The sequence below is a fragment of the Kitasatospora sp. NPDC032757 genome, assembly GCF_055579305.1.
In genome coordinates, this window is the sequence record NZ_JBVINN010000006.1 from 235,615 (window position 1) to 256,672 (window position 21,058).

Genomic DNA, 21,058 nt, shown 5'->3' on the forward strand with positions numbered 1-21,058 from the left:
GACAGATGACAGGGTCCCCTTCGAGCCCCTCCGGCGACAGCCGGGCGGCCCGCCGGAGCCCGCCGGTCCGCCGGAGCCCGCGGGTCGGCCGTGGTCACGGCAGGACGCCCCCCGGCTCCGGGGCACCGAGGTCCTGCCTGCCGACGACGCGCAGCAACTCCAGCCGTTCCGCCGTGTCCGAACCCGGGTCGGCGGTGTAGACCAGCAGCAGCTGGTCCTGGCCGCCGGTCGCCAGGACTTCGCAGTCGAGGTCGAGCCGGCCGACCACCGGGTGCAGGACGGTCTTGCGGCTGCTGCGCCGGACGGCGACGTCGTGCCGCTCCCAGTAGGCGGCGAACTCCTCGCCGGTGGCCCGCAGCCGGTCGAGCAGGGCGGCGAGGTGCCGGTCCCCGGGCCGGGCGGCGTGGGCCGCGCGCAGGTGGGCGACGTGGGCGCGGGCGAGGGCGTCGTGCTCCTCGGGCGGGAAGAGGGCGCGGGCGGCGGGGTCGGCGAACCAGCGGACCGCCACGTTGCGCAGGTGGGGCGCCCGGTCCGCCGCGTCGCCGAGGAGCGCGGCGGCCATCGGGTTCTGGGCGAGGACGTCGCCGACGTCCGAGACGACCTGGGCCGGGGTGTCGTGCAGACGGTCCAGGATCAGCAGCAGGCCGGGCCGGATGTGGCTCAACGGGCTGTGCCGGCGCGGCGGTTCGTGGCCGGCCAGGTGGAAGAGGTGGTCGCGTTCGTCGTCGGTCAGGCGTAGCGCGCGGGCGAGGGCGGCGGCCAGCTGCGGCGACGGCTGGGGACCGCGCCGCTGTTCCAGCCGGGCGTAGTAGTCGACCGAGAGCCCGGCCAGTTGGGCGACCTCCTCGCGGCGCAGGCCCGGCGTGCGACGCCGGGCGCCGGGCGGCAGGCCCACGTCGACGGGGGCGAGGCGCGCACGACGACGGGTCAGGAAGTCGGCCAGGGCCGGTCGGTCGATCATGCGTTCAGCATCGCGCACCGGCGGCACGCCGAGCCAGGGATCGCCGATCCCTGGTTGAGGAGGTCTCTCCCGCCGCCGCGGCCGGCCCGGAAGAGTCTGTCGCGGCGGCCGGACGGGCCGACCGGCGGACGAACGGCCGACGAGGAGTCGACGATGACGGTGTTTCTGGTGACCGGGGCGACAGGACAGGTCGGCCGCAGGTTCGTGCCGCGGCTGGCGCAGTGGGCCGGCGCGGACGCGGTCCGGGTGCTGGTGCGGGACGAGGCACGGGCCGCCGCCCTGGCGGCGCTCGGCGTGCAGGTGGTGGTCGGCGACCTGCGGGAGCAGGCGGACCGGGCCCGTGCCCTGGACGGCGCGGACGTGGTGGTCAACGTGGCGGCGGCGCTGCGCGGGGTGCCCGACGGGGAGGCGTTCGCGGTGAACCGGGACGCGGCGGTGGCGCTGGGCCGGGAGGCGGCCGGGGCCGGCGTGCGCCGGTTCGTGCACACCAGCACCAACCTGGTGTACGGGTGCGGGCTGGGCCGCCCGGCCGTCGAGGCGGACCGGTTGAACCCGGATGCCGCCTGGGGCGCGTACGCCGCGTCGAAGGCCGAGGCGGAGGCGGGGCTGCGGGAGCTGGGAGGCCGGCTGCCGCTGGTGGTCACCCGGCTGGCGTTCGTCTACGGCGAGGGCGACCCGCATCTGGCGGCCTCGCTGCACTGGGCGGGCCGGTGGCCTTCGCACCGTCGGCTGGCCGTGGTCCACCACTCCGACGTGGCGCAGGCGCTGTGGCGCGCGGCGGTCATGCCCGGCGCGGAGGGCCGGACGTACAACGTGGGCGACGACGCGCCGGTGACGGCCTGGGACCTGCACGAGATCAACGGGGTGCCGCAGCCGGAGGGCGTGGCCGGGCTCGACCTGCCCGACCCGTGGGACGGGCAGGTCTCGACTGCGGCGATCCGCCGGGAGCTGGGGTGGCGCCCGCTCTACCCGTCGGTGTGGACGGCCCGCGATGCCGGGGCGCTCTGAGGCCCACCGCTCCGCGCCGGCCGGCGCCGCCGGATCAGGGGGACGACCGGTACCGCGACGGCCCCGGCCAGCGCCCCCAAGAAGAGTGGGGCGTTCCACCACGGCACCAGCTCGACGGAGCGCCCGTCCGGCCAGCGGCAGACGTGCGAGGGCGGGAAGAACCCCTCCTCGAACCGGATCCCCTGGTGCTCCGGCGCCCGGTACCCCTGGGCGCTCCAGCCGCCTTCGATCGCGTTGACGCACGGCCGGGTCGGGCGGGTGTCGAAGCCGGCCATCATGCCGAGGAACCAGACCACACCGGCCAGTCCCAGCAGCAGCGCCGTCAAGGCCACCCGTGCCGCGGTCGCCGTCCCTGCCATGCCCGTCCCCCGCCCGATCGTTCGTCCACGCCTACCGAGCAGAGACGATCATGATGCGGCCGACGGTTCCACGGCCGGCGGCCGGCACCTGCGGGAGCCGCACGGCGCGCTCGACGGGCACGGCCCGGTTCTCGACCACCCCGGCCCGGCGCCCACCCCGAGGCGTACTCCTCCGCTCCCGCTCCGCCGGGCCAAGGCCGGGGGCAGGTCCTGTCCTGGCAGGACCTGCCCCCGGCCGGCGGCCGCTACCGCGGCGCCGGGGCGTAACCGGCGGGCCGGGTGGTGAAGGTGCCCCGGCCCTGGGTGCGACTGCGCAACCTGGTCGCGTAGCCGAAGAGTTCGGCCAGCGGAACGGTCGCCGAGACCACCGCGGTACCGGCCCTCGGCGCCGAGCCCTGGACCTTGCCGCGGCGGGCGGCGAGGTCACCGAGCACGCCACCCACCGCGTCCTCGGGCACGCTCACCGTCACCTCGGCGACCGGCTCCAGGAGCAGCGGGCCGGACTTCCGCAGCGCCTCGCGCAGAGCGAGCCGCCCGGCGGTGCGGAACGCCAGGTCCGAGGAGTCCTTCGGGTGGGTGGCCCCGTCGGTCAGCGTGACGAGCACGCCCGTGACGGGGTGGCCACCCAGCGGGCCCTCGGCGAGGGCGTCCCGGCAGCCGGCCTCGACCGCCTGGACGTACTCCTTGGGCACCCGCCCGCCGGTGACGGTGGAACGGAACACGAAACCCTCGGCCCCCTCGCCGTCCAGCGGCGCCACGTCCAGCACGATGTGGGCGAACTGGCCGGCGCCGCCGTCCTGTTTGACGTGCCGGTACACCAGGCCGGAGACGCCGCCGGCGATGGTCTCCCGGTAGGCGACCTGCGGCCGCCCGACGGTGACCTCCAGCCCGTGGACGCGGCGGATCTTCTCCACCGCGACCTCGAGGTGCAGCTCGCCCATGCCGGACAGCACCCGCTGGCCCGTCTCCGGGTCGGTGCGGACCACCAGCGACGGGTCCTCCTCGGCGAGCCGGGCCAGCGCCGTGGCGAGCCGGTCGGTGTCGGTGGCCCGCCGGGCCTCGACGGCCACCGTGACGACCGGGTCGGCCGCGACGGTCGGCTCCAGGAGCACCGGCGCGCCGGGCGCGCAGAGCGTGGCGCCCGCACGGGCGGCCTTCGCACCGACCACCGCGACGATGTCCCCCGCCACCGCCGACCCGGTCTCGGCGTGCCGGTCGGCCTGCACCCGGAGGATCCGGGCGATCCGCTCGGTGCGTCCCGTGCCGGCGTCCAGCACCGTGTCCCCCTTTCGCAGTGTTCCGGAGTAGACGCGCAGATAGGTGAGCCGGCCGGTGGAGGTGGCGTTCACCTTGAAGACCAGCGCCGCGAACGGCCCGGCCGGGTCGGCGGCGCGCTCCAGCACCGTGCCGTCGGGACCGCGCGTCGAACCGCCCTCGGGACCGCCCACCGGATCACCCGTGGAATCGCCCTTGGGAAGGCCGGCGGGAAGGCCCTTGGCACGGCCGACCGGTGTGCCGCGCACGGCGGGCACGTCCAGCGGCGAGGGCAGGTACGCCACCACGGCCTCCAGCAGAGGCTCGATGCCCCGGTTCCGGTAGGCCGAGCCGCAGAGCACGACCACGGCCTCGCCGGTGCGGGTGAGGTCGCTCAGGGCGGCGGCCAGCGTGCCGGGGGCCAGCGACCCGCGGTCGCAGAACTCCTCCAGCGCGCCGGAATGGAGCCCGGCCACCGCCTCCTCCAGCGCGTGGCGGCGCCGCTCGGCCTCCTCCCGCAGCTCCTCGGGCACCGGCCCCTCACGGTACGGGTCCGGGCCGGGCTGGTCCTCCCAGGTCAGCGCACGCATCGTCAGCAGGTCGACCACGCCGGTGAAACCGTCCTCCCGCCCGATCGGCAGTTGGACGGCCAACGGGGCCGGGTGCAGCCGCTCGCGGATGGAGGCGACGGCCGCGTCCAGGTCGGCGCCGGCACGGTCGAGCTTGTTGACGAAGGCGATCCGGGGCACGCCGTGCCGGTCGGCCTGCCGCCAGACCGACTCGCTCTGCGGTTCGACGCCGGCGACGGCGTCGAACACCGCCACCGCCCCGTCGAGCACCCGCAGCGAGCGCTCCACCTCGTCGGCGAAGTCGACGTGGCCCGGGGTGTCGATCAGGTTGATCCGGTGACCGCCCCAGGCGCAACTGACCGCCGCGGCGAAGATGGTGATGCCCCGGTCGCGCTCCTGCGGGTCGAAGTCGGTGACGGTGGTGCCGTCGTGGACCTCACCGCGCTTGTGGGTCTCCCCGGTCAGGAACAGGATGCGCTCCGTGACGGTGGTCTTGCCCGCGTCCACATGGGCGAGGATGCCGAGGTTGCGGACGCTGGCGATGGTCTGGACGGTCGTGGTGGCGAGGTCGGTGCGCATGGCCCGGTGCCTTTCGGGGTGTTCCGGAAAAGGGCGGCGCGATTGCGGCGACGGAACGGCCACGACGCGGGGCCGGAGAACACACGGCCACGCGGGACCTCACTCGGGCGCCCCGTCAACCGGGACACCACAGTAGTGAGTTCAGGCGTTCGTCGCAGGAATCCGATGCCGGCCGCGCAGCGGGCACCGGGCGCACGAGGACACCAGGATCACCTCGTACCGCGAGGAGGGAACGACGACAGCGGTGCGGTAGCGCACGGCCTGCCCTCCCTCGACTCGTCACGGTGGCACCACCCCCGGAACGGTGGCGGCGCATGTCTGCGAGCCGAGTCTAGGGAAGGGGGCCGACCGCGGTCACCGGGTTTTCGGAGCCCGGCTCCGGGCGGTTGGCCGGCAGACCACCCCCGCACGGCCGGCCCGACGGCCTCCGGGCGCCGGCGGCCGCGCCCGCCTCGCCTCCGTCGGGAGGAATCCCCTCCGTAGAGTGGCGGCATGATGCGCCCCAACCCTGTGACCGCCGCCGACGCGCGGACGCTCCGCCGGCTGATCGGCGAGGCCGGACTCGCGCCGTGGGAGGACGAGTTGATGGGCGTGGCCGAGCACGCCATCGCCCTGGGGCCGCGGCCGGCCGGCTTCGAGGCGCCGGAGCCGTTCTCCCGCTGCGGCGGCGTGCCGGCCGTTCCTCCCGGCTTCGTCTGGCCGGGGACGGCGGACGGCCCGGAGTCGCTGCCGGACTGCTTCGTCGCCCAGATCGACCTGGCGGAGATCTCGCGCGAGGACGCCAACGGGCTGCTGCCGCCACGCGGCCTGCTCTACTTCTTCTTCCCCGGCCATGACGGCTTCGCCGGCCGCGACCCGGTGGCCGTCCTCTTCTTCCCCGACCGGTCGGCCGCCGACACCGCCCCCTACGACGTGGCCGCCGATCCGGCGTTCGCCGACCCCACCGCCGGGTGGGGCGCCCCGCCATGGGAGTTCACCGGCCCGCCGGCCCCGCTGTACGCGGCCGGCAAGGCCATGACGGCGCGGATCGAGCGGTTCTACGACGACCCGCTCGTCGACCTCCCCGAGGAGGCCGCGGAGCGCCTGGCCACGCTGGGGCCCGCGGCCCTCGACGTCGCGCCGGAGCACGGCGCCTCCATGGTGCTGCTCGGCCCCGACCGCGAGACGGACCAGTACGTGGTGGCGCCGTACGGCCGGGGCCCGGAACGGATCCTGCTCGATGCGGGCCGCCCGGACTTCACCGAGTGTCCGCTCTACTTCGTCATCCGCGACGAGGACTTGGCCGCCGGCGACTTCAGCGGGGTCGAGGCCGTCACCGTCCAGCGGTGACCGGCCCGGGCGCCGAGGGTGAGGTGCCGGTCGGGCGCTCAGCCGGGATGAGTGCGTCCCACTGGTCCCGGGTCGGGCCGTCGTGCGTCGGCGAGAAGTCCGGGTTGGCGGCCAGCCAGGCGGTGACGTGCCGGTCCACCTCGTCCGTGCCGTAGGCGTCGTCGGCCGGTCGCAGGAGATGGCGCACCTGGGCCCGGGCCCTCATGACCACGGGATCGTCGAAGGCGCACGCGGCGAGGGCGGCGGCCCGCCGGTCCGACAGCGGTGAACTCTCCGCAAGGCGTTGCGCGTTGAGACGGTCGGCCGTCACCTGGGCGTCGAACCACGGGCGGAGGGCCTGTACCGTCCAAGTGTGGTAGCCGACTGGGTCCGCGGCGATCCGGTCGGCATGGGTGGCGAGGTGCTGGGCGGCGCGCAGGCCGAGGGCCGCGCCGTGGCCCAGGGTGGGATTGGTGTGGATGAGGCTGTCCCCGGCGTTGACCAGGCCGGTGACGACAGGTCCGTCAGCGTCGGCGAGGGCGGTCCAGCGGTTGTCCAGTCCGGCCATCGGCAGGACGGCCGACTGCGGTTCGGGGGCCAGGTCGAGCCAGGCGGCGGTGGCGGGGAACCGGCGGGCGGCAGCCTCGAACACGGCCGGGTCGGTGAGCGCGCCGCGGGTCGGATCCCCCGTGGAGAGCACCACGTTCACCGCGAACGTGTCGTTGTCGGAAGGGAAGACGCCGGCGAGCGCGAACGGTGCGGCCGAGCCGTTCTTCACCCGCCCGGGGTCACGGGGGCCGTCGGCGCGCAGGCGGTACCAGCGGCACAGATAGGCGATCCCGGCACGGTGGCTGTCGACCACGGGCGGGCGGCAGCCGGCCGCGATCAGCCAGGCGGGGACGGGCGAGCGGCGACCGGACGCATCGACGACGAGGTCCGCCCGGTGTACGTCCGCTCCCGCCTGCACGCCGGTGACCCGCGCAGGGCGGCCCTCCTCGACGGCGAGGCCGCGCACCCGGCACCCTCGCCGTACCTCGACGGTTCGTTCCCGTCGCACGGCCGCCGTCAGCGCGGCCTCCAGCACGATGCGCCGGGTGCGCAGGGTCACCAGCTCCTCGTCGCCGTCCCGGTACGGCGGGTGCTCGCCGAACCAGTCGAACTCGTGGTACTCCCGGGCTCCGCGCGCCAGCAGGTCCGCGTAGACGTCGGGGGCCTCGGTGCGCAGCACGGTGCGTACGGGTGCGAGGAGTGAGTGGGGCTGGACGGCCTGCGGGATCCGGGGCCTGTGCCAGTCGAAGAAGTCCCGGTCCAGGTCCTCCCCGGCCTGCCGTGCGTCCTGCTCGAACAGCGTGACCGTGTGGCCCCGCCGGCCGAGCATGAGCGCCGCCCCCAGCCCGCTGATACCCCCACCGATGATCGCAACCCGCGCCACTGGCTCCCCTTCGCGTCGTGTTGCGGGCCGATCCTACTCCTTGGTGATCTTGGGCCGAGAACCGGGATCCCCCTGGCCCGCGCTCGCACCCGCCGCGGCGCAGCCCCGCGCACGGCTCCGCCTCCGCCCCGGGGACGGAAACGGGAACGGAGTCGGGAACGGGACGGGACGGAAACAGAGGCGGGGGCGGGGTGAGCGCGTAGTCCACCCCACCCCCGCCTGCGCGACCGGCCGGACGCCCCGCCGGGCGTCCACGCCGAGTACCGGTGCCGGGCCCGGCCTGCCGACAGGCCTTCGGACTACCCGCGCCCGGCGCGGTGTCGGCGGAGCCAGGCGAGGGCGGCGACCAGCCCGACGGCTCCGCCCGCGCAGAGCTTGACGGCGCCCTTGGCGAGCAGCCAGCCGAGGCCCGGGAGAGTCCAGCCCAGCCAGTGGAAGACCGCCAGCAGCACCCCGGCCGCGCCCAGCGCCGCCACGATGGTGACCATCACGGCCGCGCCGGTGGAGAGTTCGCGTTCCTCCGCGACCGTTTCCCGTGTTTCGTTCGTGCCCCCAGAATCCATGAAGGGGATCCTAACCCGACGTCAGCGCGGGGCGTGGTGGGTGTCGCCGGTGTGCTCGCCGGTCTCGTGGTCGGGGAAGCTGACGGCGAGGGTGACGCGGTACTCGAAGACGTCGTCGCAGTGGCCGGGGACGCGGGCCCAGGCCAGCGAGTGCACCTCGGCCTCGGGCGCCTGCCGGCACCAGGCGGCGGCCTCCTCCAGGGCCCGGGCCGCCGAACGCCCGGTGCAGACCACGGCGGTGTAGGCGGCGACCGCGACGTCGCCGCCGCTGCGCCCGGCCCGGGATACCGCCCTGACCGCGGCCGCCGCGTAGGTGAGGTCGCGGGCCAGGTCGTCCACCACCCGGGGCGAGGCCGGCAGTACGGCCGGACGCCCCGTCACGGTCTCCGGCAGGTTCGTGCTCACTGTCAGGGCCTCCGTCCGCCTGGTCACGGGATCTACCTGGATCGGTTCCGCCGGAATCGAGTTCACCGGGATGGGGTCCGCCTGTTCGGTCACAGGGTGCGCCTGGTCACGGGCCCAGGATGACGGGTCCCCGTTCCTGGCATGACCACTTTCACCGGAACATCACCCGTCCGGGGAGCGGATGGTGTAGAGCGTGACGTCTCCGGGCGTGCCCTGGTATGAGGTGGCCGGCACATCGGCCCAGGTCAGGCCACTCACCGGCGGGCGCCGCCCGGAGCCCGACCGCACGTGGGCGCACCACCGCCGTGCCCCGGACCGCCCGTTCGGCTCCCGGCCGCGCCCGGTTCACGTCCGCCCCGGGCGCCGGCCGTGACGGATCCGTACAACTCCCGTTGCCGAAACCGGAAATACCGGACCCACCCGGCCACTAGGATCCTGCCCGAGGCAGTCCGCCGCCGCGGTGGACGCCATCGGAGGGGGATCCCATGCAGCTCAAGTCACCGCTCCCGTACGGCCGTCGGCACCTCTGGCTGCCCGCGCTGGCGCTCGCGGGCGCGGCGCTGGCCGGGTGCTCCTCCTCCGGCGGGGGCGGGTCGGCGGCGACCTCCGCCCCCGCCACCACGGCGGCGTCCGCCCCGGCCGCCGCGCCCACCACCTCGGCCCCGCCGTCCACCCCGGCCGCCCCCGCCACCACGGCGCCGACCGGGGCCGCCGCCAAGCGGCCCGCGGACGCCTGCACGCTGCTCAGCTCCCCCCAGGTGATCACCGCCGTCGGCACCGGCGGGCCGTTCGCCGGGACCCACCCCGACCCGGCGAGCGACGGCAGCCCGGTCTGGGGATGCACCTGGGGCTCCCGCCAGTCGTACGCGTCGATCCGCGAGGTGAAGCCGACCGTCCTCGCCTCCGTCAAGGCGAACCCGGACTACCAGATCACCGCCGTGCCGGGGGTGGGCCAGGAGGCGCTGCTGGCGCAGCGCAAGGACGGCACCCACCCGGTGGTCTACTTCGTCGCCGACGGCCAGGCCTACTCCGTCGAGGTGGTGAAGGACCGCGGCCCCGGCGACAACGTCAACGCCCCTGCGGAGGCTCTGGCCGAGAGCACGCTGGCCCTGGTGCTCGCCAAGTCGCTGGGCTGATCCCCGGCCGCCGCGGCTCCCGGGGCCGGGGCCCGGCGGCCCGGCGGCACGGCGGCCCGGACCGCCCGGACCGCCCGGACCGCCCGGAGGCGGCCTGAGGCCGTTCGAAGGCGACCGGGGGCGCCGGGCGGCGCATCCCGTTCCCTCCGGGGCGTGAACGGGGCCGCCGTGTGCTGCTGCTCAACGACACCGCCGCCGCCGTACTGCGCCACTGCGACGGCCGCCGCGGCGCGGACGGCATCACCGCCGAACTCGCCGCCGAGTGCGAGGGGGTGGACGCCGGCCAGGTCGGTGACCTGCCCGCCGACCTCGCCGGGCGCCGGCTGCTCACCCTGGACGGCACCGGCGCCCCGACCCGCCCGCCGGCGCCGCTCGGCCTGGTCGAACTGCGGCTGCGCGGGCTGCGCCACGCGCGCCGCACCGGCGCCGCCCGCAGCCAGGACTGCCTGGCGATCAGCGCCGACGGCGCCGCCTGGTACCTGGTCAACGCCTCGCCCGACCTGCGCGGCCAGCTGCTCGCCGGGCACGCCGGCGGTTCGGGCTCCTCCCGCGGCATGTGCCACCTGGCCGTCCGGGACTCGCTCCCCCACCTGGCCCGCCGGCCCGGACCGCGCTACCTCTACACCCACCTCAACAACGCCAACCCGCTGGCCCACCCGGGCTCCCCCGGCACCGAGGCCCTCGCCCGGGCGCTGGCGGCGGCGGGCGCGGCCGTCGCCGAGGACGGGATGCTGATCGAACTCTGACTCCCGCTCGCCGACCGACCCCTGACCACCTGCGCGTTCACCGAACGGTGGCGCCCGGGACGCCCTCCGCTCACCCGGGCCGCGTCAGATCGTCGTGATACTAATCATTGCGGCAATGCGAACTGTCATGCACGGGCAGGCACGATGGTGACAGCCCGTCCGTTCCCCGAGGGTCCGGACGGTCAGGGGAGGGGCACGCTATGAGGGCAGGACTGGGCAACGCTGGACACGGCGGCACGGGGCGCCCGGGGCGCCGGCTGCGACTGGGCAAGCGCGTCACCGGGACGGCCGCGGCGTTCACCGCGCTGGCGGCGCTGACCGGTTCTCAGGTGACCGGCCTCGGGCTCGTGCCCGTCGCGGCGGCCGGCACGGCCACCGCCGCCGGCGAGCCGGTCACCGCCGTCTCCGCCTCCACCACCCTGCCCGGCGCCGCGCTCCCCGGCACCGCACAGCCGACGCTCGCCAACACGACCGGCGGCGGCCTCCCCGTCGACGGCGGTGGCACCAGCCCGCTGCCGCAGCCGCCCACCTCCCTGCCGGAAGGGCCGTCCGCCGGAGCGTTCCGCACCGGGCCCGCCCTGCCGGAGACGGTCTTCGCCGCCTACCGCAAGGCCGAGACGGCCCTCGCCCAGCGCTCGCCCGGCTGCCACCTGCCGTGGCAGCTGCTGGCCGCGATCGGCGAGGTCGAGTCCGGCCAGGCCGGCCGCGGCGCGGTGGACGCCGCCGGGACGACGTACCGGCCGATCCTCGGCCCGGTGCTCGACGGCAAGGGCTTCGCCGCGATCCCCGACACCGACGGCGGACGGCACGACGGCGACCGCGTCTGGGACCGGGCCGTCGGGCCGATGCAGTTCATCCCCTCCACCTGGGCCACCTGGGGCGTCGACGCCAACGGCGACGGTCAGGCCGACCCGAACAACATCTTCGACGCCGCCGAGGGCGCCGGCCGCTACCTCTGCGCGGGCGGCCGCAACCTCGCCGACCCGGCCCAGCTCGACCGGGCGGTCCTCGGCTACAACAACTCGGGCGAGTACCTGCGGACCGTCAAGAACTGGATGACCCACTTCGGCACCGGCACCCCGGCCACCACCCCGGACCGCCCGGCTCCGGCGACCGTGCCGACGGCCTCCCTCCCGCCCACGGCGCCCACCACGCCGGTCCCGTCGGCCACGACCTCGGGCACGCCGTCCGCCGCACCGTCCGGGACGGCGACGCCCACCTCGCAGCCCTCCCCCTCGGCCACCGCGGGGCCGACGACCGGTCCGACGCCGGGCCCGACCGCGAGCGCCTCGCCCACCGCGAAGCCCACCACCACTCCCACCACCACTCCCACCGCGACTCCCACGCCGACGGCGACGCCCACCGGGACACCGAGCACGACCCCCAGCGGCACGCCCAGCACCACCCCCAGCGGCACGCCGACCGCGACGCCGACCACCTGCCCCGTCCCCACCGCCACGGCCACGGCCACGGGCACGCCGAGCGCGACGGCATCCCCCTCGGCCACCGCCACCGCGACGGCCACGCCCACCGCTCCCGGCTGCCCTGCCCCGACCTCAACCCCGTCGGCGAGCGCGAGCGCGACCGCCACCCCCTCCGCCGCCCTCTCCCCCTCGGCCGCACCCTCGCCCTCGGCGCACTGACCCCGAAGGCCGGGGTCGGCGGCTCCGACCCCGGCCAGGCTGGGCGGTGTGATCGTCCCTGCCCGCGGGCGGACAGGGCGCTACGGGTGCGGGGCCCGTCCGGGGGGAGATCGGACGGGCCCCGCTGCTTCCGGGGGCCGGCCGGGGCCGGCCGAAGGGGTGGGCTCAGAGGTGCTTGACGAGCTCCGGCATCAGGTCCTGGAAGGTCCGGCCACTGGCCGGCTGGCCGATCGCGGCCATCTGCCAACCACCCGCCGTGCGCTGCACCTTGGCCATGATCTGCGCGGTGTACGGGCCGCCGCCGGTGAGCGTGTAGCGGGCGAGCTCGGCGCCGGTCTGCTCGTCGACCAGCCGGCAGAAGGCGTTCTCGACCTCCTGGAAGGTCTGCCCGGTGAAGGAGTTGACGGTGAAGACGATCTGGTCGACCTCGGCCGGCACCCGGGAGAGGTCCACGGTGATCGACTCGTCGTCGGTGGCGTCACCGGCGCCGCCGGTCAGGTTGTCCCCGCTGTGCCGCACCGAACCGTCGTTGCTCTGCAGGTGCTGGAAGAAGACCACGTCCACCGGCTTGCCCTCGGCGAACAGCACCGCCGAGGCGTCCAGGTCGATCTCCTGCGAGGCCAGCAGCTTGGCGAAGAACCCCTTCTTCTGCGCGGCGCGCCAGCCGAGGCCCATCCGCACCAGACCCAGCCGACCCCCGCCCGGCTTCTCCAGGCTCAGCTTCTGACCCTTGGCCAGCGAAACGCTCATCGTGCCCTCCTCGTTCCTCCGCCGTGCGCGCCTCGAATCTACAGCACTGTAGAGATTCCCTGGGCCGACGTTCCATCCGCGCGCGGCATTCGTTCCCAGAAGACCAGGTACCCCACTCCTACGATCAACACCACATCATCCGAGCACGGAGCAGAGACCCCGGGGATCGACACCACTCTCCCGAGAGCACCCTGCTCTGCGGCAGCCGCCCGTCAGCCGGCCCGCTCCAGCCGTACCAGCGCGTCGATCGCCTCGGCCCGGCCCGAGCCGTCCTCGGTGGGGTGACGGTGGCCGGCCTCCGCGGCGACCGGGCGGCGGACACGCTCGGCACGGACGGTGCGCAGGCCGGAGTCGGCAAGGTCGGCGAGGATGTCGTCCGGAGTGAAGAGGACGCGCGGGTCCCGGGGGCCGCCGACCCCCTCGGTGAGGTTGGTGGTGTCGTGACCGACCACCAGCAGGGTGCCGCCGGGGGCGAGCGCGGCGGCGGCTCGGCGCAGCGCGGTCCGGCGGTCGTCGGCGGGGAGCTGGAGGTAGGCGACCACGACGAGGTCGTAGCCTGCGGGCGGGGCCGGGAGGGTGCGGGCGTCGCCGTGGCGCCAGGTGAGCCGGGCGGCGACCTCCCCGGGGAGTCCGGCGGCGAGCCGCCCGGCGCGCTCGAGGGCGACGGCGGAGAAGTCGAGGCCGGTGACCTGCCAGCCCTGGCGGGCCAGCCAGATGCTGTTGCGGCCCTCCCCGGCGGCGAGGTCCAGGGCCCGGCCGGGGGCGAGCCCGGTGATCTCGCGGACCACCCAGCGGTTGGGTTCCGCTCCCCAGACCAGCTCGCCCGCGGCGTAGCGCTCGTCCCAGTCCCGGCTGTCCATCGCTCGTCCTCCGTTCGGCGGGGCGCGTCCGTCCGGCGGGGCCGCCCCCTCCGCCACCGTACCGGCGAGGCGGCTTTCGGCCATCCGGCGGGCGGACGCCCCCGACGGCGAATATTGGTCCAGTCCAATCTGTGATGTCGTCGATGCGTACGGACCAGTGGTCCGGGTGTGAGCGGTTGCGGTACAGGAAATCCCGGTGAGAACGATCATGGTCATGAGCTGCTGAGCGCCGCGGCGTCCGGGCGGGGCCGGGGGACGTCTGGGGTGGGGAGGTCGGCGAAGTCGGCGTGGGCCTGCTCGACGGACTTGCCGCCCACGCGCCGCCGGAGCACGGTGTGGAGCATGTCGTCGGTGATGACCGGGGGCCGGCCGCCGTGTTTGCCCTTGCGGGCCGCGGTTTCGAGCCCTTCGAGCGTGTACTCGCGGATGTTCTCCCGCTCGGTCTCGGCCATCGCGGCGAAGAACGCGAACAGCAGCTTGCCGGGGCCGGTGGGGTCGTAGATGCCGGGCAGGGGTCCGGCGAGCATCTCCAGGATGAGGCCGTGGGCGGTGAGGTGGTCGGCGAGCGCGGTGAGTTCGGCGGCGTCGCGGCCGAGGCGCTTCATCTCGTACACGGTGAAGACGACCCGGCAGTGCGGGGCGTGCGCCTTGACCTCGCGAGCCGTAACCAAGGTCACCAAGGGCGCCGGATCCCGGGCCGCCGCCCTGGCGATGGCCTTCAAGCTCGTCGAGTCAGCCCAGGCCCGCTGGCGAGCCGTGAATGCACCCACCTCGTTGCCCTCGTCAACGCTGGGGCCCGTTTTGAACGCGGCCAGCTCGTCGAACGGCCGCAGACGACCGCGGCGTGAATAGGGTGGCGGACCTGCCTTGAAGTTCGAGAACATCCGGTCATGTTGGATGGCACGGCAGGACAGGACCTTCCGGTCGGCTTCGGGTTCCGGCCGTATCGCGGCGACGAAGACCACGGCGCCATGGCCGCGGTGCGGCTGGGGTGTGTTGAACGGGACCGGGTCGATGTCCAGTCGGTAGTGGAAGGGCTCCCGACCGCGGCCGAGATCGCCGAAGCTTCTGCCAAGTTGGAGGAACCGTCCAAGAACCAGATCCTGGTGGTGCTCGACGGGAGCGTCGTCGGCTACTCGACGATCCGGTGGTGGCAAGAGCGGGACGATACGTGGCTGTACCTGCACCGCGGCTACCTCTTGCCCGAGCATCGCGGCCAGGGCATCGGCTCAGCCATGCTGAGCTGGGCCGAAGAGCGGATCCGCCAGCTCGTCGAACAGCATGAAACGGCGCGGACGGCAGTGATCGGCGCGAACGCCATGGCCTCCGAGCAGGACGCCACGGCACTTTTGCGCGCAGCCGGCTACCGACGTGTCTTCAGCCTGGTCGAGCTGGAGCTGGGCGATCTGCAGCATGTGCCCGAGCCGGGCAGCGAGCTGCCAGCCGGGATACGGACAGGGCCGATCGGGACAAGCCACTACCGTGCAGCCTGGAGGACGGTCGTCGATTCGTACGCGGCCCCCGGTTTCACTCAGAGATGGCCTTTCCAGGACTTCGTCGACACCGCCGACCCGGCATGCTGGAGGGCTGCCTGGAACGGGCAGGACATGGTCGGCGTCGCCCTCTGCTCCATCCGCCGTCACGACCACACCGTGGGTGAGGTGGAAGAGCTGAGTGTCCGGACGGACCAGCGACGCCTTGGAATCGGCCGGGTCCTGCTGCTGGACGGGCTGCGGAGCCTTCGCGAGCAGGGTGCAACGACCGCTCGGCTGTTCACGGGCACGGCAAATCCGCACCGGTCCTACGACCTTTACGAGGGTGTGGGGTTCCGGCGGCGGAACGAGTACGTCCGTTACCGCAAGCCGCTTGCTTGATCGACCGGCCATTGGACTGTCGGGTCAGTCCACAGGATTTGACAATGCCTCGTGAGAGTCGGGGTGACCGCTACGGCGACGATGACGGATCAGCACCCCGACTGCCCCGCCAATGGGACCGTGCCAACATGAAGTAGCTGGTCAGCCTGGTGGCGTGGCAGGGTTCGTGGGTGCTCGTGCTGGTCGGGTGCGTCGGTCTGCGTTCATGGTCGTCTGCCACCGGCCGGCTTCGAGGTTGGTGAGGACCAGCAGTGCACGCAGCAGGTTCCTAGCCCGTGCCGGGTTGACCCGGAGTCGGGTGAGGATGCGCCAGTTCTTCAGCGCGGCGAAGCCGTGCTCGACGGGGGCGCGGGCGGCGGCGACGATCTGGTTGGCCTGCTTCTGTCCGGCGTATCAGGTGACGGATGCTCCGCGATGGCTGAGCCCGTCGGTCAGTCGATGCCTTCGATGATGCGGAAGTCGCGCTCGACGCTGTCGGAGAGGACCACCAGCGCCTTCTGGTATGCCTCGCTCTCGTATGCCGCGACGGCCTGTTCGAAGCTGTCGAACTCGATCAGAACGACGCGTTGCGTGTTTCCGGCCTCGTGGGCGACGACTCGACCGCCACGGGACAGGAGGCGCCCGCCCCCAGCCCGGACAGCCGGACCGGCCAGCTTGTCGTAGGCAGTCAGCCTCTCAGGGTCGGAAATGGCGCGGTAGACACTGACCCAGTAGCCCTTGGCCATGGAAACCTCCTGTGTTCGGCCGGACATGTCCGGCTGCGAATTGACGCTCAGATTGCTCGACCCCGGCGACAGAGCACCGGGCACTTGTGAGGACGTGCTGATCCGGCCTGGTCCGGCTCTGCCACCCGCGGCTCTGCCGGTTCGCGTCCCGGCGAAGTCTTCCTCGGCGCCCGGCGCCTTCGGCGACGTCCGGTCGATGGCGATCTCGCGCTCCCTCATGGTCAGGGTGAGCTGTCGGCCCAGCTCATAGCGCCCCCATCCGTGCATGGCGCCGGCCATCGGGAGGTTCCTGGCGAACATCCGGAACAGCCCGATCGGCGGCACGTCCCCGGGCATCATGCGCGAGCAGCGCGCCGGCCTGGTCGGCGTACGGCGGTTCCAGCAGGGCTGTTCGCGACATCGGCGCTCCCGTTGCCAGTGCTTCTGTTTTCGAATCACTATGCTGCTTCGAGAAGCGAAGCGCAAGGAGGAGAGGGGAACATGGGAGGCGGAACACCGCGGCCCGGCGTACCGGTGCGGGGGTCCACATCGGGACGCCCGGTCATGGCCGCACTCGATCTGCTGGGACGGCGCTGGACGCTGCTCATCCTGTGGGAGCTGAGTCAAGCCCCGGGCGGCTTCCGTGAGTTGCAGCGCCGGTGCGAGCGCATGTCCTCCAGTGTGCTCAGTACCCGGCTCGGCGAGCTGACCGACGTCCGCCTGCTCACTCTGCGCGAGGACGGATATCACCTCACCCAGCTCGGCGGGGACCTTGTCGACGCCCTCCAACCGCTGTTTGCGTGGAGCCGGCGGTGGGCGGAGGAAACGGACGCCGGGCCGGCACAAGGATCCCGGCACCGCGATGAGTAGATACGGTCTGCCCGTCACGATCGTCCGCGCATGTCTGCGCGACGGCCACGGCGGTAGCCCCACCGCGGTCCTGGTCGAGGAACCGTTGAGTGACGATGAGCGCCGTCGTGTGCCGGTTCTGATGGGAACGTCGCATGCCGTCTTCGTGTCGGTGCACGACAGCCGACGGGGCGGTCCGGTCGTGTCCCTCCGCTTCTTCACCGCCGAGGGAGAACTGCCTGCGTGCGGTCATGGGACGGTTGCCGCTCTGGCCTTCATGGCCGAGCGCGCCGGGGGCCGGGAGTATCGAGCCACCATCCATGCGGCAGGGCGTGTCTTCCCTGGTTGGTCCGTACGGGAGAAGACGCATGTCAATGCCGCCTTCGACCCCGGTCCGGTAGACCTCCGCAGGCCCACAGCGATCGAGTGCGACCTTGTTCTGCCCGCACTCGGTGTCACCTCGGGCACACTCGCTCCCGGTGCCCGCGTCGCCTCAGTGGGGCGGTCGCGGTTGCTGGTTCCCCTTACAACGCGGTCCGCTCTCACCACTCTCAGCCCGGACTTCGAACGGCTCCGTGCCGCCTGCGACCGTCTCGGTTTCCTGGGCTGCTACGCCTACTCGGTGCCGACGCCCACCGGCCGCGTCGCGGCCCGCATGTTCGCCCCGTCGATCGGCGTCGCGGAAGACATCGCCAACGCCAACAGCACCGCCTGCCTCGCTGCGCACCTGGCCGGCCAGGGCATCAGCGACATCGCAGTGGACATGGGTGACTCCCTCGGCAGCCCCTCCACGATCACCGCCACCGCACAACCCGACGCGTCGGGGCTGCGGGTCCTCTTGGGCGGCGCCGCGGATGTCATACGCAGCATCCGCATGCCATAGCCGGCCCGAAGCTCATCAGCGGCCGGCACGTCAGACGATCTCCACCGTGGACACCGGCCGACGACCGGCCCGAGCATCCCGCCCGCCACCACACCAACCCTCGTGGCCTGCAAGCTTCACGATGCACACGGCTCACTGGTCAACCGTCGCGGTGGCCCACGGACTGACCCGCTTCGGCACCGCAGCCGGGAACCCGCCTCACTCGGCGTCATCGTCCTCGTCCGGCTCGGTGGCGTCCGGATCACGGCCGGCAGCCTGGCCGACTGGAGCTGCGTCAACGGGTCGGTCGTCACCACCCCCGTCCACGGAGGGAGTTACGCACTCAGTGGCGCAGCCTCGGCCTCCGGCACGCTGCTCAACGCGATCGACAGCAGCCTTCACTGACGCACCGTCACATGCGGTCGGCGGCCGCGCGGATCACGGTGATCGCGCGGCTCCCGGTCGCCTCCGCCGTCAGCGCACCGCTGTCAGCCCTCAGCCGTCCCGCGTCATTGCTCCGGCACCGGGTCGGCCCCGTTGCCGCGGCGCGCCACGCCCGGGCGGCAGCGGAGCAGGCGGCCGACCGTCAGCCGGGCCCCGCGCACCGCACCGTGCCGGTGCAGCGCCTGGACGGCGTAGGTCGAGCAGGTCGGCGTGTACGGGCAGCAGGCCGGGCGCTTCGGGCTGATGTCGGTCCGGTAGTACCGCACCGCGCCGTACAGCACGCCGGCCGCGAATCCGCCCGGCGCCGGCGCCGCCGGGTCGGCGTGACCGCGGCGCGGGCCGCGGCCGCCGGTGAGGGCGAACCGGACGCCCGCGACCGTCATCACCGGGACCAGCGCGATCAGGCAGGGATCGCCGAGGTCACAGCAGTCACAGGCGTCGCAGGCGTCCGACCAGTCGCGGTCCTTCTTCTTGCGGTTCTGCCGCTTGTATGCCAGCCACTCCCGCCGTTGCAACTGCCGCCGCCGACGCTCCTTCTCGGGCAGCCACCACCACGCCCGCTCGGGGCGCCGCGGCGGATGGGGGGCAGGCTGGTGCGGCGGCGGGTAGGCCACGGCTCACGATCCCTTCGGAGACACCCGACGGGATCGATCCCCGACGGACCGATCAGATTATCGAAGGATGCATCCGAGCGGACCGGCCGGGACGGGTCAGTCCTGGCCGCCACCGAGCGTGGGGAAGAGGTCGGTGAACGGCTGGGTGGTGACCGAGACGCTCCGTCCGAACGGATCGTCGAAGTCCCAGATCAGGAAGAGGAGGAAGGCGATCAGCGCGCTGAACGCCCCCGCGAGCAGCAACTCCCGGGTCGAGCGCCGGATCTGGAGCGCGAAGACCATGCCCACCGTCACCACGGCCCCGACGATCAGGCCGAACCAGACCACGCCCGGCATGGTCGGTCCGGCGTTCTGGCCACGGGCGTTGCGGGTCTCGTCGGCGATGCCGATCCGGTCCATGATCGGCTGGTAGGCCTGGGCCTCCAGGTCCGACGCGGGCGTGCGGGTCGCGACGTCCGTACGCAGCTTCTCCAGCAACGCGGTGCCCTGCTCGGAGATCTCGCCGTGGTCCCGCATGTACTTCCACTCGACGTCGACCACGTACGAGACGTAGGCGTCCACATCGGCCCGGACCTTGTCGCGGAACTCGACCGGGTAGACCTGGGCGCGCTCGCTCACCTCGTGGAGCGACTGCGCCTCGCGCAGGACGTCGTCCTGGGCGGCGCCGCGCGCCTCCCAGACACCTGCGATGGCGAGGCCGAGCACGATCGCGTAGACCACGCCGATCATCATCGTCATGTACTCGATGACGTCGGGCGTCTCGTCGGTGTCCTCGTCCTGGCGGGCCCGACGGTGCCTCAGCAGCACCACCGCCACCACGACGACGCAGGCCGCGGACATGGCGATGGCCAGCGCTAGCCACTCGGACATGGGAACTCCCTTCTTCGGCTGGGGTTTTCCGGCCGGGTTCGCCGGCCGGTCGGTCCGGCGTCCGTCCGGCCGCGTCGTAGGAAGCGGCCGCACGCCGGGGGATGTGCTCGGCGCGGGGCGGTGTCGGCGCCCGCGCCGCGGTCAGGACCGGCCGGAGCCACCGCGACCGGACCGGCCGCCGCCGCGCGGGCGCAGGGCCGCCGCAGCGAGCACGGCAGGCACGGTGACCAGCAGCATCGTCCTGGTCGGCGAACTGCCGTGGTGGCGCTGCGGCGCGGGCACCGGCGGGGCCAGCGGCACCCGGACGGGCTTGACCACGGGCCGGGGCCGCACCGGGCTGGGGGCCGGCGGGCTGGGAGCGACCGTCGGCGCGGGCGGCTCGGGTGCGGGCGCCGGGGGCGGGACGACCGGCTGCACGGTGGGCTTCGGCGCGGGTGGCGGCGTCGGCCGGGGTGACGCGGGCGGCGGGGTGGGCCTCGGCGTCGGGGTGGGCGCGGCCGGCGGTACCGGGGCGGGGGCCTGCGGCGGTGTCGGCGCCGGGGTGGGTCTGGGCGGCGACGTCGGAACGGGTGTCGGCGTCGGTGTCGGCGTCGGTGTCGGTTTCGGAGTCGGTTTCGGGCTTGCGGTGGGCGTAGGAGTGGGCGTAGGAGTGGGGGTGGGCGTCGGGCACGGGTGGTGGTGACCGGGCTTGGGGTGCGGGTGCGGGTAAGGGTGCGGCTTGGGGTGGTGCAGCACCCCGGAGAGGTCGACCGTCACGCCGACCTCCACGTCGACGTCGACCTCGACGTCCACGCCCCCCTTGCCGACCGACACCGAGACGTCCGTGCCGGTGTCGACACAGGTCTCGACCACCGGGCCGTGGGGTTTGCCCCCGCTCTGGTGCTCGGGGGCGCGGGCTCCGGCCGCGCCGCTCAGCAGCGCACAGAGCGCGGCGACCCCGGCCGCCGCTCCGGCCAACCGGACCCGGCGTCCGCGCAGGACGCCGCCGTCACCGCTCACGATGATCAGGTCTGCGGTCACGGCTGCCCGTCCACCGGTATCCGTCGTGGCCGCTGGGACTGCCGTCGCTGCAGCATGGGCTCCATGCACCTCTCGCATCGTCGGGAGCGTCGTCAGGGAGGACCGGCCGGCGCCGGGAGGGCCGACACCGGACGGCCCGCCTCGAAGGGCGGGCCGTCCGACATCAGGTGAAACGATCTTGCGGTGGGCCGGGTTACGGCCGGACTGCGTCCTGTCCGGCCGTCAGTGGCCGACGGCCCGGCGGACCG

Annotated in this window: 22 protein-coding genes and 2 pseudogenes; 10 read left to right on the forward strand and 14 right to left on the reverse strand. The window is 73.9% G+C overall.

What is annotated here, in order from left to right:
• Positions 1-94: 94 nt before the first annotated feature.
• Positions 95-958 carry a helix-turn-helix transcriptional regulator gene (locus ACZ5WK_RS11940; RefSeq protein ID WP_465547244.1) on the reverse strand — a complete coding sequence of 288 codons (864 nt, stop codon included), beginning with the start codon at positions 956-958 and terminating at the stop codon, positions 95-97.
• 156 nt (positions 959-1,114) lie between these two features.
• On the opposite strand from ACZ5WK_RS11940, the gene ACZ5WK_RS11945 reads away from it, so the two are divergent.
• Entirely contained in the window at positions 1,115-1,969 is an 855-nt protein-coding gene (locus ACZ5WK_RS11945) for an NAD-dependent epimerase/dehydratase family protein (protein ID WP_465547210.1), read from the forward strand.
• Here the strand turns inward: ACZ5WK_RS11945 and ACZ5WK_RS11950 are convergent.
• Both ACZ5WK_RS11950 and ACZ5WK_RS11955 read right to left on the reverse strand, forming a co-directional pair.
• Positions 1,927-2,328 (reverse strand): hypothetical protein, encoded by a 402-nt coding sequence (locus ACZ5WK_RS11950; RefSeq protein WP_465547211.1) that lies wholly within the window; start codon positions 2,326-2,328, stop codon positions 1,927-1,929. The genes ACZ5WK_RS11945 and ACZ5WK_RS11950 overlap by 43 nt on opposite strands.
• A 245-nt stretch (positions 2,329-2,573) precedes the next feature.
• Positions 2,574-4,730, reverse strand: a complete 2,157-nt coding sequence (locus tag ACZ5WK_RS11955; protein ID WP_465547212.1) for an elongation factor G — start codon at positions 4,728-4,730, stop codon at positions 2,574-2,576.
• 492 nt (positions 4,731-5,222) lie between these two features.
• Here ACZ5WK_RS11955 and ACZ5WK_RS11960 point away from each other — a divergent pair, with 492 nt between their 5' ends.
• Positions 5,223-6,059: a DUF1963 domain-containing protein gene (locus ACZ5WK_RS11960; protein WP_465547213.1), complete on the forward strand. Its 837-nt coding sequence runs from the start codon at positions 5,223-5,225 to the stop codon at positions 6,057-6,059.
• On the opposite strand, the gene ACZ5WK_RS11965 is transcribed toward ACZ5WK_RS11960, so the two are convergent.
• From ACZ5WK_RS11965 to ACZ5WK_RS11975, 3 genes are all read right to left on the reverse strand, one after another.
• A complete protein-coding gene (locus tag ACZ5WK_RS11965) occupies positions 6,043-7,470 on the reverse strand; it encodes an NAD(P)/FAD-dependent oxidoreductase (RefSeq protein WP_465547214.1) in 1,428 nt (475 codons plus the stop codon). The two genes, ACZ5WK_RS11960 and ACZ5WK_RS11965, sit on opposite strands and share 17 nt — an antisense overlap.
• A 299-nt stretch (positions 7,471-7,769) precedes the next feature.
• Positions 7,770-8,033 carry a hypothetical protein gene (locus ACZ5WK_RS11970; RefSeq protein ID WP_465547215.1) on the reverse strand — a complete coding sequence of 88 codons (264 nt, stop codon included), beginning with the start codon at positions 8,031-8,033 and terminating at the stop codon, positions 7,770-7,772.
• A gap of 21 nt (positions 8,034-8,054) precedes the next feature.
• A complete protein-coding gene (locus tag ACZ5WK_RS11975) occupies positions 8,055-8,438 on the reverse strand; it encodes a hypothetical protein (RefSeq protein WP_465547216.1) in 384 nt (127 codons plus the stop codon).
• A gap of 485 nt (positions 8,439-8,923) precedes the next feature.
• Between ACZ5WK_RS11975 and ACZ5WK_RS11980 the strand changes: the two genes are divergently transcribed.
• The 3 genes from ACZ5WK_RS11980 to ACZ5WK_RS11990 all read left to right on the forward strand — a co-directional run bounded on the left by ACZ5WK_RS11980 (position 8,924) and on the right by ACZ5WK_RS11990 (position 11,963).
• Positions 8,924-9,574: a hypothetical protein gene (locus ACZ5WK_RS11980; RefSeq protein WP_465547217.1), complete on the forward strand. Its 651-nt coding sequence runs from the start codon at positions 8,924-8,926 to the stop codon at positions 9,572-9,574.
• A gap of 170 nt (positions 9,575-9,744) precedes the next feature.
• Positions 9,745-10,320, forward strand: a complete 576-nt coding sequence (locus tag ACZ5WK_RS11985) for a PqqD family protein (RefSeq protein ID WP_465547218.1) — start codon at positions 9,745-9,747, stop codon at positions 10,318-10,320.
• A 200-nt stretch (positions 10,321-10,520) separates the two neighbouring features.
• Complete coding sequence (locus ACZ5WK_RS11990; RefSeq protein ID WP_465547219.1) at positions 10,521-11,963, forward strand: lytic transglycosylase domain-containing protein; 1,443 nt, start codon at positions 10,521-10,523, stop codon at positions 11,961-11,963.
• A gap of 165 nt (positions 11,964-12,128) precedes the next feature.
• Here ACZ5WK_RS11990 and ACZ5WK_RS11995 read toward each other — a convergent pair whose 3' ends face one another.
• From ACZ5WK_RS11995 to ACZ5WK_RS12005, 3 genes are all read right to left on the reverse strand, one after another.
• On the reverse strand, positions 12,129-12,713 hold the full coding sequence (locus tag ACZ5WK_RS11995; RefSeq protein WP_465547220.1) for a TerD family protein: 585 nt from the start codon (positions 12,711-12,713) through the stop codon (positions 12,129-12,131).
• Positions 12,714-12,925: 212 nt separating this feature from the next.
• Entirely contained in the window at positions 12,926-13,573 is a 648-nt protein-coding gene (locus ACZ5WK_RS12000) for a class I SAM-dependent methyltransferase (RefSeq protein WP_465547221.1), read from the reverse strand.
• Between the two features lie 212 nt (positions 13,574-13,785).
• Positions 13,786-14,178, reverse strand: coding sequence for a recombinase family protein (locus ACZ5WK_RS12005; RefSeq protein ID WP_465547222.1), 393 nt, complete (start codon positions 14,176-14,178; stop codon positions 13,786-13,788).
• 52 nt (positions 14,179-14,230) lie between these two features.
• Between ACZ5WK_RS12005 and ACZ5WK_RS12010 the strand changes: the two are divergent.
• Positions 14,231-14,421, forward strand: a pseudogene (locus ACZ5WK_RS12010) (IS256 family transposase); the annotation flags it as partial.
• Positions 14,422-14,463: 42 nt separating this feature from the next.
• Positions 14,464-15,447 (forward strand): GNAT family N-acetyltransferase, encoded by a 984-nt coding sequence (locus ACZ5WK_RS12015; protein WP_465547223.1) that lies wholly within the window; start codon positions 14,464-14,466, stop codon positions 15,445-15,447.
• Between the two features lie 141 nt (positions 15,448-15,588).
• Here the strand turns inward: ACZ5WK_RS12015 and ACZ5WK_RS12020 are convergent.
• Positions 15,589-15,819: pseudogene (locus ACZ5WK_RS12020) on the reverse strand (transposase family protein); the annotation flags it as partial.
• 59 nt (positions 15,820-15,878) lie between these two features.
• Complete coding sequence (locus ACZ5WK_RS12025; RefSeq protein ID WP_465547245.1) at positions 15,879-16,172, reverse strand: DUF1330 domain-containing protein; 294 nt, start codon at positions 16,170-16,172, stop codon at positions 15,879-15,881.
• Between the two features lie 480 nt (positions 16,173-16,652).
• Here ACZ5WK_RS12025 and ACZ5WK_RS12030 point away from each other — a divergent pair, with 480 nt between their 5' ends.
• From ACZ5WK_RS12030 to ACZ5WK_RS12040, 3 genes are all read left to right on the forward strand, one after another.
• Positions 16,653-17,021: a winged helix-turn-helix transcriptional regulator gene (locus ACZ5WK_RS12030; RefSeq protein ID WP_465547224.1), complete on the forward strand. Its 369-nt coding sequence runs from the start codon at positions 16,653-16,655 to the stop codon at positions 17,019-17,021.
• Positions 17,014-17,883, forward strand: a complete 870-nt coding sequence (locus ACZ5WK_RS12035; RefSeq protein ID WP_465547225.1) for a PhzF family phenazine biosynthesis protein — start codon at positions 17,014-17,016, stop codon at positions 17,881-17,883. The genes ACZ5WK_RS12030 and ACZ5WK_RS12035 overlap by 8 nt, the downstream gene beginning before the upstream one ends.
• Before the next feature lie 102 nt (positions 17,884-17,985).
• Positions 17,986-18,267, forward strand: a complete 282-nt coding sequence (locus ACZ5WK_RS12040; RefSeq protein ID WP_465547226.1) for a hypothetical protein — start codon at positions 17,986-17,988, stop codon at positions 18,265-18,267.
• A gap of 104 nt (positions 18,268-18,371) precedes the next feature.
• Here ACZ5WK_RS12040 and yidD read toward each other — a convergent pair whose 3' ends face one another.
• The 3 genes from yidD to ACZ5WK_RS12055 all read right to left on the reverse strand — a co-directional run bounded on the left by yidD (position 18,372) and on the right by ACZ5WK_RS12055 (position 20,810).
• Entirely contained in the window at positions 18,372-18,920 is a 549-nt protein-coding gene (gene yidD / locus ACZ5WK_RS12045) for a membrane protein insertion efficiency factor YidD (RefSeq protein ID WP_465547227.1), read from the reverse strand.
• A gap of 96 nt (positions 18,921-19,016) precedes the next feature.
• Positions 19,017-19,790 (reverse strand): bestrophin-like domain, encoded by a 774-nt coding sequence (locus ACZ5WK_RS12050; RefSeq protein ID WP_465547228.1) that lies wholly within the window; start codon positions 19,788-19,790, stop codon positions 19,017-19,019.
• Between the two features lie 141 nt (positions 19,791-19,931).
• Positions 19,932-20,810, reverse strand: coding sequence for a hypothetical protein (locus ACZ5WK_RS12055; protein WP_465547229.1), 879 nt, complete (start codon positions 20,808-20,810; stop codon positions 19,932-19,934).
• Positions 20,811-21,058 lie beyond the last annotated feature (248 nt).

Coding starts and splice junctions, on each gene's coding strand:
- ACZ5WK_RS11945 (WP_465547210.1), top strand. CDS start 1,115: ATGACGGTGTTTCTGGTGACCGGGGCGACAGGACAGGTCGGCCGCAGG.
- ACZ5WK_RS11950 (WP_465547211.1), bottom strand. CDS start 2,328: ATGGCAGGGACGGCGACCGCGGCACGGGTGGCCTTGACGGCGCTGCTG.
- ACZ5WK_RS11955 (WP_465547212.1), bottom strand. CDS start 4,730: ATGCGCACCGACCTCGCCACCACGACCGTCCAGACCATCGCCAGCGTC.
- ACZ5WK_RS11960 (WP_465547213.1), top strand. CDS start 5,223: ATGATGCGCCCCAACCCTGTGACCGCCGCCGACGCGCGGACGCTCCGC.
- ACZ5WK_RS11970 (WP_465547215.1), bottom strand. CDS start 8,033: ATGGATTCTGGGGGCACGAACGAAACACGGGAAACGGTCGCGGAGGAA.
- ACZ5WK_RS11980 (WP_465547217.1), top strand. CDS start 8,924: ATGCAGCTCAAGTCACCGCTCCCGTACGGCCGTCGGCACCTCTGGCTG.
- ACZ5WK_RS11990 (WP_465547219.1), top strand. CDS start 10,521: ATGAGGGCAGGACTGGGCAACGCTGGACACGGCGGCACGGGGCGCCCG.
- ACZ5WK_RS11995 (WP_465547220.1), bottom strand. CDS start 12,713: ATGAGCGTTTCGCTGGCCAAGGGTCAGAAGCTGAGCCTGGAGAAGCCG.
- ACZ5WK_RS12000 (WP_465547221.1), bottom strand. CDS start 13,573: ATGGACAGCCGGGACTGGGACGAGCGCTACGCCGCGGGCGAGCTGGTC.
- ACZ5WK_RS12005 (WP_465547222.1), bottom strand. CDS start 14,178: ATGAAGCGCCTCGGCCGCGACGCCGCCGAACTCACCGCGCTCGCCGAC.
- ACZ5WK_RS12015 (WP_465547223.1), top strand. CDS start 14,464: ATGTTGGATGGCACGGCAGGACAGGACCTTCCGGTCGGCTTCGGGTTC.
- ACZ5WK_RS12025 (WP_465547245.1), bottom strand. CDS start 16,172: ATGGCCAAGGGCTACTGGGTCAGTGTCTACCGCGCCATTTCCGACCCT.
- ACZ5WK_RS12030 (WP_465547224.1), top strand. CDS start 16,653: ATGGGAGGCGGAACACCGCGGCCCGGCGTACCGGTGCGGGGGTCCACA.
- ACZ5WK_RS12035 (WP_465547225.1), top strand. CDS start 17,014: ATGAGTAGATACGGTCTGCCCGTCACGATCGTCCGCGCATGTCTGCGC.
- ACZ5WK_RS12050 (WP_465547228.1), bottom strand. CDS start 19,790: ATGTCCGAGTGGCTAGCGCTGGCCATCGCCATGTCCGCGGCCTGCGTC.